At 61.5% G+C, this 8,842-nt stretch carries 6 protein-coding genes; 4 read left to right on the top strand and 2 right to left on the bottom strand.

The features are described from left to right. Positions 1 to 437 precede the first annotated feature (437 nt). From hrpB to FBZ99_RS28480, 3 genes are all read left to right on the top strand, one after another. Complete coding sequence (gene hrpB / locus FBZ99_RS28490; RefSeq protein ID WP_113389635.1) at positions 438 to 2,915, top strand: ATP-dependent helicase HrpB; 2,478 nt, start codon at positions 438 to 440, stop codon at positions 2,913 to 2,915. A gap of 47 nt (positions 2,916 to 2,962) precedes the next feature. Beyond that, the gene (locus FBZ99_RS28485) at positions 2,963 to 4,255 is read left to right on the top strand and encodes an ActS/PrrB/RegB family redox-sensitive histidine kinase (RefSeq protein WP_173002575.1); all 1,293 of its coding nucleotides are present in this window, start codon (positions 2,963 to 2,965) and stop codon (positions 4,253 to 4,255) included. 75 nt (positions 4,256 to 4,330) lie between these two features. After that, a complete protein-coding gene (locus FBZ99_RS28480; RefSeq protein WP_113333884.1) occupies positions 4,331 to 4,918 on the top strand; it encodes an ActR/PrrA/RegA family redox response regulator transcription factor in 588 nt (195 codons plus the stop codon). Positions 4,919 to 4,976: 58 nt separating this feature from the next. Here the strand turns inward: FBZ99_RS28480 and FBZ99_RS28475 are convergent, their stop codons facing one another. Next, positions 4,977 to 5,513, bottom strand: a complete 537-nt coding sequence (locus tag FBZ99_RS28475; RefSeq protein WP_113352892.1) for an MmcB family DNA repair protein — start codon at positions 5,511 to 5,513, stop codon at positions 4,977 to 4,979. 181 nt (positions 5,514 to 5,694) lie between these two features. On the opposite strand from FBZ99_RS28475, the gene FBZ99_RS28470 reads away from it, so the two are divergent. Then, positions 5,695 to 6,369: a L,D-transpeptidase gene (locus tag FBZ99_RS28470; RefSeq protein ID WP_095436107.1), complete on the top strand. Its 675-nt coding sequence runs from the start codon at positions 5,695 to 5,697 to the stop codon at positions 6,367 to 6,369. 261 nt (positions 6,370 to 6,630) lie between these two features. On the opposite strand, the gene FBZ99_RS28465 is transcribed toward FBZ99_RS28470, so the two are convergent. After that, a complete protein-coding gene (locus tag FBZ99_RS28465) occupies positions 6,631 to 8,799 on the bottom strand; it encodes a malate synthase G (RefSeq protein WP_113389637.1) in 2,169 nt (722 codons plus the stop codon). Between the last annotated feature and the right edge of the window lie 43 nt (positions 8,800 to 8,842).

The following is an 8,842-nucleotide window of genomic DNA, read 5'->3' as shown; positions in this document are numbered from 1 at the left end:
CAGGAAACACCAGAGCGAGAGACTTCGTCGCCAGCAGCGCCGCCGCCCTCGTCAGTGATCGGGCTTATAGACCCCCCAACCCGATATAGTCAACACTCCAACTGTAAAAATTCTGACATTTTTGTAAGTGATTGAATTAAAAAGGGGATTTGTGAACGCGATCAAAATCTTGGAGATTTTTTCGCGATTGGTCACGATTTCAGGATTCATTTTACGCCATCTGCCGGAATCATCCAGATAAGCGCTCCTAAAGGGCCACTTGCGCCTATTGCAAGCATTGGATCCGGCTCGCATTGCCAGCCGGACACCCAGGACCTAATAGACATCGAGAGATTGAAGGGAGCAGATATGGTGCTTCTCGATAAAAGGCGGGCACAGGCGGGGTCGAACCGGCAAACGCCAGCTTTCGCCCATAAACATATGCGGAGCGGGCAGGCGTGACATATAGAGTACCTTCATTGCCGGGGCTGCCTGTCTCGCATGTGCTCGCCGATATCGGTGCGGCACTCGCTGAAGAGCGGCGTGCCGTGCTCTCCGCGCCGCCCGGCGCCGGCAAGACGACGCTGGTACCGCTTTATCTCTTGGACGAAGCCTGGCGCGGCGATGACAGGATCATTCTTCTGGAGCCGCGGCGGCTGGCCGCAAGAGCCGCTGCTGCCCGCATGGCCTCACTGCTCGGCGAACAGGTGGGCGATACAGTCGGCTACCGCATGCGGCTCGACAACCGCATTTCTCCTAAGACGCGCATTGAGGTGGTGACGGAAGGTGTGTTCGCGCGGATGATCCTCGACGACCCCGAACTCTCAGGCATCTCCACCGTCATCTTCGACGAATTCCACGAGCGCTCGCTGGATGCGGATTTCGGCCTGGCGCTGGCGCTCGATGTGCAAGCGGCGCTGCGAGAGGATCTGCGCATTCTCGTCATGTCGGCAACGCTCGATGTGGAGCGTGTCGCTGCACTCCTCGACCACCCGCCCGTGATCGAAAGCATGGGTCGCAGCTTCCCGATCGATATCCGTCATCAGGATCGGCCAGCGGGAGAGCGGATCGAGGATACGGTGACGCGGGCAATACTTGATGCGCACGCGCGCGAACAGGGCTCCATCCTCGCCTTCCTGCCCGGGCAGGCGGAAATCACCCGCACGGTGGAGCGGCTGGAGGGCCGCTTCCGGCCGGAGACGATGATTGCGCCGCTCTACGGCAATCTCAGCCAGAAGGAACAGGATGCGGCAATTCGGCCAGCGCCGCAGGGCACGCGCAAGATCGTGCTGGCGACCTCGATCGCCGAAACTTCCATCACCATCGATGGCGTGCGAATCATTATCGACAGCGGATTGCAGCGCCTGCCCGTTTTCGAGGCTTCCACTGGTATCACGCGGCTCGAGACGGTGCGCGTGTCGCGCGCCTCGGCCGATCAGCGCGCCGGCCGCGCCGGACGAACCGAACCGGGCATCGCCATCCGGCTCTGGCATCCGGGGCAGACCGCGGCGCTTCCGGCGTTCACGCCGCCGCAGATCCTTTCGAGCGATCTTTCCGGCCTGGCACTCGATTTGGCCCATTGGGGCGTGCAAGATCCTGCGACGCTTGCCTTCGTCGATCAACCGCCTGCGACCACGCTTGCCGAAGCACGAGCCCTGCTGCGACAGCTGGGTGCGCTCGACGCGGAAAACGGGCTGACGGCGCGCGGACGGCTGATGCGCGAGCTCGCCCTGCCGCCACGACTGGCGGCGATGGTGATTTCGGCTGGCGAATTCGGCCAGGCGCGCGAAGCGGCGCTGCTTGCGGTACTGCTGACGGAACAGGGGCTTGGTGGGCAGAGCATCGACGTGGAAGACCGGCTGCGGCGCTTCAAGACCGAGAAGGGTGAACGGGCCGAGGCCGCGCGTCGTCTTGCCGGGCGTCTCGCTCAAGCGGCCGGTGGCAACGGCGGCACCCCTTCCTCTATTCCTCCGCTTGTCGGCGCGCTGCTGCTGCATGCCTTTCCCGACCGCATCGCGCTGCAGCGTGGCGGGCGGGGACGTTTCGTCATGGCCAATGGGCGCGGCGCAGAGTTGCCGGAGACCGAGCGGCTTGCCGGCTCCCAGATGCTTGTCGTCGCGGACCTGACGGGACGTGCGGCGCACGCGCGCGTTCTTGCTGCGGCGGAGATTTCCCGCGCCGATGTCGAAGAGCATTTGCCGGGCGAAATTCGCACCGAAGACCAGAGCTTTTTCGACAGAGCGAGCCGGCAGGTGCGGGCGCGGCGGGTGACAAGGCTCGGTGCCATCATCTTCGAAGAGACGCCTCTGCCGCGGCCCACCGGCGAGCCGGCGGCCAAGGCGCTGGCCGACGGCATACGGGAACTCGGGATCGGTGTCCTGCCGTTTTCCAAGGAAGCCACGCAGCTGCGGGACAGGATCGGCTTCCTGCATCGGACGATCGGCGATCCGTGGCCCGATATGAGCGACGAGGCGCTGCTTGCTCGGCTTGAGGAATGGTTCATGCCGTTTCAGCCCGACGCGCGCGGCCTCTCCGATATCTCCGCGGGCAGCCTTTCCAACGGGTTGATGTCTCTCGTGCCGCACGAGCTGCAGCGCGACCTCGCTCGAATGGCACCGACGCATTTCGAGGCGCCGACCGGCCACCGCCATCCCATTCAATATGATGGCGAGGAACCACTGTTGACCATTCGGGTGCAGGAGCTGTTCGGGCTAAAGCAGCATCCGGCCATCGGCGGCGGCAGATTGCCGCTGGTGCTGGAATTGACATCGCCGGCACATCGCCCGATCCAGACGACACGCGACCTGCCGGGCTTCTGGGCCGGATCCTGGAAGGATGTGCGCGCCGATATGCGCGGCCGCTACCCCAGGCACCCCTGGCCGGAAGATCCGGCCGAGGCCTTGCCGACGACACGCGCCAAGCCAAGGGGGACATGACGATGGCACGCTTCTTCCGGGGACTGGAAAAGCTCTCCGAAGCCGAAATGAAGGCGCAGGAGGGCCATCATACCAGCCGGCGGCTGAGACTGCAGACGCTGGTGCGCCTGCGCTGGCTTGCGGTCGGCGGTCAGACGGTAACCGTGATGATCGTCGCCTTCTGGCTGAAATTTCCCATGCCGCTGCTGCCCTGCTGCGTACTGATCGCCTGCCTTGCCTGGATCAACTTCTTCCTGACGCTGCGCTATCCGCCCACGCACCGACTGGAGCCGCCGGCAGCCTTTGCGCTGCTCAGCCTCGATCTCCTGCAGCTCTGCGGACTGCTGCTGATCACCGGCGGGCTTGCCAATCCCTTCTCGGCGCTCGTCTGCGTGCCTGTCATCATCTCCTTCGCATCGCAGCCGATCCGCTACAGTATGCCGCTCATCGTACTTGCAATGATCTGCATTACCGGTCTGGCATTCTCTCCCTTCCCCCTGCCCTGGTATGAGGGCGTTTCGGTCAGCGTGCATAGCGTCATGCAGCTGGGCGTGTGGTGCTCTATCGCCTCCACCATGGCCTTTGCCGCCTTTTATGCCTATCGCGTCTCCATGGAAGCCTCCCAGCTTGCGGATGCTCTTTCGGCGACGGAGCTGGTGCTGCAGCGGGAAAAGCACCTGTCGCAGCTCGACGGGCTGGCGGCGGCGGCGGCACACGAGCTCGGCACGCCGCTTGCGACGATCAGCGTCGTCGCCAAGGAGATGGAGCGGGAACTGCGCGAGGACGACCGTTTCCGGGAGGATGTGGCGCTGCTGCGCAGCCAGAGCGAGCGCTGCCGCGATATTCTCAGGCGGCTGACGACGCTCTCCTCCGAGGACGAAGCGCATATGAGGCGGCTGACGCTGTCGTCGATGATGGAAGAAGTGATCGCGCCGCACCGCGAGTTCGGGATCAACCTGGAATTCATCGAGAAGAGCCCGCGGGCGGGCGAACCTGTTCTGTCACGCAATGCCGGCATGATGTATGGCCTCGGCAACCTCATCGAAAATGCGGTCGATTATGCCCGCAAGACTGTGACGGTGACGGTGGAATACACCGCCGAAACTCTGACTATTATCATCGAGGACGATGGCGGCGGTTACTCGCCTGAAATACTGGCACGGATCGGCGAACCCTATGTCACCTCACGCCAGCGGGATGACACGGCAGGCGGCCTTGGGCTTGGGCTCTTCATCGCCAAGACGTTGCTCGAGCGCTCGGGCGCCACACTTTCCTTCGGCAATCGCGATCCGGAAACGCCGGGAGCGCGCGTCCGCGTCGAATGGCCGCGCGTATTAATCGACAGTAATTCGACAAAATGATTTTCGCGGCTTAAAACTGCCATCGTCAAAATCGGTTGAATACGCAGGCGGATGGTCGCCGGGATAGAAGATAACATGACGGATAAGGAAAGTGCTGCTCCGCCGGTCGGGGCCAAGGATGCCGAGGCCCATATCGGCCCGGATGCTACATTGCTGATCGTCGATGACGATGGTCCCTTTCTACGCCGGCTGGCGAGGGCAATGGAGGCACGCGGCTTTGTGGTCGAGACGGCGGAATCGGTGGCGGAAGGCGTTGCCAAATCCAAGGCGACCCCGCCGAAATATGCCGTGGTCGACCTTCGCCTCGGCGACGGCAACGGGCTCGATGTGATCGAAGCCATCCGTCAGCGGCGGGACGACACGCATATCGTGGTGCTGACGGGCTATGGCAACATCGCGACTGCGGTCACCGCCGTCAAGCTTGGCGCGCTCGACTATCTCGCCAAACCTGCCGATGCCGACGACGTCTATGCCGCGCTGACGCAGCGCCCCGGCGAGAAGGCCGAAGTGCCAGAAAATCCGATGTCTGCTGACCGCGTGCGCTGGGAACATATCCAGCGTGTCTATGAAATGTGCGAGCGCAATGTTTCCGAGACGGCCCGGCGCCTCAACATGCATCGCCGCACCTTACAGCGCATCCTTGCCAAGCGGGCGCCGAAATAGAGCATACTATTGTATCGGGAGAGGACGCTGTAAGTGCAAGCTTCAAAGGCGCTCGAAGCTAAGGCGTCTCACCCCCCTCATCCGCCCTTCGGGCGCTTTCTCCCCGAGGGGAGAAGGCAAAATCTTTACCCGTCGCCCATTCTGCCAGCATTAAGCGCTGGGCGGCGGCGCGAGAGAAATTGAGCGTTACCGATTTGCGCGTCGCCGGCGGCAGGCGATGCTCCGGCGCCTCGCGTAGCATATGGGCGCCGTAGCCGTCCGACAGAAACAGCCCACAATCCTCCGGGAAGATATCCAGCGGCACATCCTTGTGCGTCGCGAAGAACATCCGGTCGCAATGCTGCCGGTATTCGGGCCATTTGCGGTCGACGCGGAAATCCTCGATCGAGGTCTTGATCTCGATGATCCAGATCTCGCCCTTCTCCGAAAGGCTGACGAGATCGGCGCGGCGACCGCTGGCGAGCGGCAGCTCCGGTAGCACGGCGTGACGCATTTCGTGCAGTAATAGTTGCACGCCTTTGCGTACAAGCATGGCCCGTTCCGACTGCCGGCCATCTATTAACGGATTGTTATTGTAAACGTTCAAAATCGTCATGAATTGTCTCGGGGACAGGCTTGGCGTTGTTGCAAAAAAACCATGTCCTTCTAATTTGCGCGCCGGCCCTATTTTTGTAGGGCCAGAGCAGCTTGCAAAGCCAAGTTTAATGGAAAATAAACTTTAGACAAAGATGGTTTACAGCCATCCATTTCCCGCCACGAAAATTCAAGAGACTTCCATGCGCATCCGTAATGCTATGACCGCACTCGGCCTTGTCGCAATGCTCGCATCGGCTGGCTATGCCACCACCGCCGCAGCAGCGCCGGCCGCCACCGCAAATTCGGCCACCGAAACCATCAAGACGTTCGATGGCGACTACGGCGTGACGACCGACAATGGCTTTCAGCTGCCGGCGATCCCGATCCAGAAGGTGAAGCCGCAGTTCCGCCGTCAGATCGTCGAATACAAGACGGATGAAGCGGAAGGCACGATCATCGTCAATACACGCGAGCGTCACCTCTATTATATCCTCGGCAATGGCGAAGCGATGCGTTACGGCATCGGCGTCGGTAAGCAGGGCTTCTCCTGGTCCGGCACCGCATACGTCGCCTGGAAGCAGGAATGGCCGAATTGGCATCCGCCGAAGGAAATGGCTGTCCGCCGTCCAGAAATCGCCAAGTATGTCGATGGCGGCATGAACCCGGGCCTTTCCAACCCACTCGGTGCACGCGCCATGTATCTCTACAACGAAAAGGGCCAGGACACGCTGTTCCGCCTGCACGGTACGCCGGAATGGGCTTCGATCGGCACCGCTGCCTCCTCGGGCTGCATCCGCCTGATCAATCAGGACGTGATCGATCTCTACAGCCGCGTTCTTCCCGGCCGCAGCACCAAGGTTATCGTTATCCAGTAATCACTGGACATTCGAATTGAAAAAGCCGCCGGATACTGATCCGGCGGCTTTTTTGCTTGAGGGATTTGGATCGATCCCAATCGTCAGGACTCGCCTTCATCCTTCAAGGCTCCGCCCTTGGCTGCGCGCCTCGGAATGAGGGCTCACTTTTTCCGCTGGCCGCAAGAGCCCCTCCACCTCATCGCGAGTTGCCTTGCAGTCAAAGCGTCAGCGCAGAGGACAAGGCCTCGAACGATCGAGGTGACCTCCGACGGGATGAAGTTACCCCGCCTGCTTTGCCTTCAGCTCGATGCGGCGGCGATGCAGGACCGGTTCGGTATAGCCATTCGGCTGCTCGCGCCCCTTGAGGACGAGATCGAGAGCGGCCTGGAAGGCGACGGAGCCGTCGAAATTGCCTGACATGGGAACGTAGTTAGGATCGCCGGCATTCTGCTGGTCAACCACAGCCGCCATGCGCTTCATCGTTTCCAGAATCTGCGCTTCCGTGATGACCTTGTGATGCAGCCAGTTGGCCATGTGCTGCGCCGAGATGCGCAGCGTGGCGCGGTCTTCCATGAGGCCGACATTGTTAATGTCTGGAACCTTGGAGCAGCCGACGCCCTGATCAACCCAGCGCACAACATAGCCGAGGATGCCCTGGCTGTTATTGTCGATTTCCCGCTGGATTTCCTCCAGCGTCCAGTTCGGCCGCGAGGCGACCGGCACGGAGAGGATGTCGGAGAGCTTGGCGCGGGCGCGGCTCTTCAGGCTCTTCTGCACATCAGCAACATTGACGCGATGATAATGGGTAGCATGCAGCGTCGCGGCCGTCGGGGATGGCACCCAGGCGGTGTTGGCACCCGCCTTGGGATGCGCAATCTTCTGCTCGAGCATGGCCGCCATCAGATCCGGCATGGCCCACATGCCCTTGCCGATCTGGGCATGACCGGAAAGGCCACATTCCAGGCCGATATCGACGTTCCAGTTCTCATAGGCGCCGATCCAGGCCGCCTGCTTCATATCGCCCTTGCGGATCATTGGGCCTGCTTCCATCGAAGTATGGATTTCATCACCGGTGCGATCGAGGAAGCCGGTATTGATGAAGACGACGCGCTCGCGGGCGGCGCGGATCGCTTCCTTGAGGTTGACCGTCGTGCGGCGCTCCTCGTCCATGATGCCCATCTTGATGGTATTGCGCGGCATCCCAAGCAGATCCTCGACGCGCGAGAAGATGTCCACCGCGAAGGCGACTTCTTCTGGCCCGTGCATCTTTGGCTTGACGACATACATGGAGCCGGTGCGGGAATTCTTGCGGCGGCCACTGGGGCCGATGTCATAGAGCGCGATCAGGCCGGTGATGGCGGCATCCATGATACCCTCCGGCACCTCATTGCCATCACGGTCGAGAATGGCCGGATTGGTCATCAGGTGGCCGACATTGCGCACCAGCATAAGCGAGCGGCAATGCAGATCGAACGTGCCGCCATTCGGCGCCGTATAGGTGACATCGGGGTTGAGCCGGCGGGTAAAGGTCTTGCCGCCCTTGGCGACTTCCTCGGTCAGATCGCCTTTCATCAGGCCGAGCCAGTTGCGGTAAACCTCCGCCTTGTCCTCGGCATCGACGGCTGCGATCGAATCCTCGCAATCCATGATCGTCGTGATCGCCGATTCCAGGCGGACATCGGAAATGCCGGCCGGGTCGGACTTGCCGATGGCGGTGCTCGTGTCGATGACGATTTCGATATGGATGCCGTTCTGCTTCAGCAGGATATGGGTGGGGGTAGCGGCATCACCGAGATAGCCGGCGAAATGGCTGCCATCGGCGAGCTTTACGGCGCCGCCCTCGGTCGTAACCGCCAAGGCGCCATCCTTCACAGCGAAGCCTGTGACATCCTTCCAGCTTGCGCCATCAAGCGGAACGGTGGAATCAAGAAAATCCCGAACCCAGGCGATGACCTTCTCGCCGCGCTTGGGATTATAGCCCCTGCCCTTTTCGGCGCCAGCGGTCTCCGGAATGGCATCGGTGCCGTAGAGAGCGTCATAGAGCGATCCCCAGCGGGCATTGGCCGCGTTCAGGGCATAGCGGGCATTCATGACGGGAACGACGAGCTGCGGGCCGGCAATCTCTGAAATTTCCGGATCGACATTGGCGGTCGAGATCGTGAAGGCCGGACCTTCGGGCACGATATAGCCGATCTCGCGCAGGAAGGCTTCGTAGGCGGCGAGATCGACGGGCGCGCCATTCTTGCGGTACCAATCGTCAAGCGCTACCTGCATGCGGTCCCGCTTGGCGAGAAGCTCACGGTTCCTTGGCGCGAGATCATGGACGATCTTGGAAAAACCGGCAAAGAAGGCGTCGGCATCCACGCCCGAACCTGGAAGCGCCTCCTTAACGAGGAAATCGTAGAGGACCTGTTCGATCTGAAGCCCGTGTTTTTCAATGCGGCTCATGCCATATACTCCTCAAGGCCGTGCTACGGCTCAATTTTAACAT

Source organism: Rhizobium sp. ERR 1071, assembly GCF_007828675.1.
In the GTDB taxonomy this organism is placed as follows: Bacteria; Pseudomonadota; Alphaproteobacteria; order Rhizobiales; family Rhizobiaceae; genus Rhizobium; species Rhizobium dioscoreae.
The sequence above is the reverse complement of the archived record's forward strand: the minus strand, read 5'-3'. Positions and strand labels throughout refer to the sequence as shown.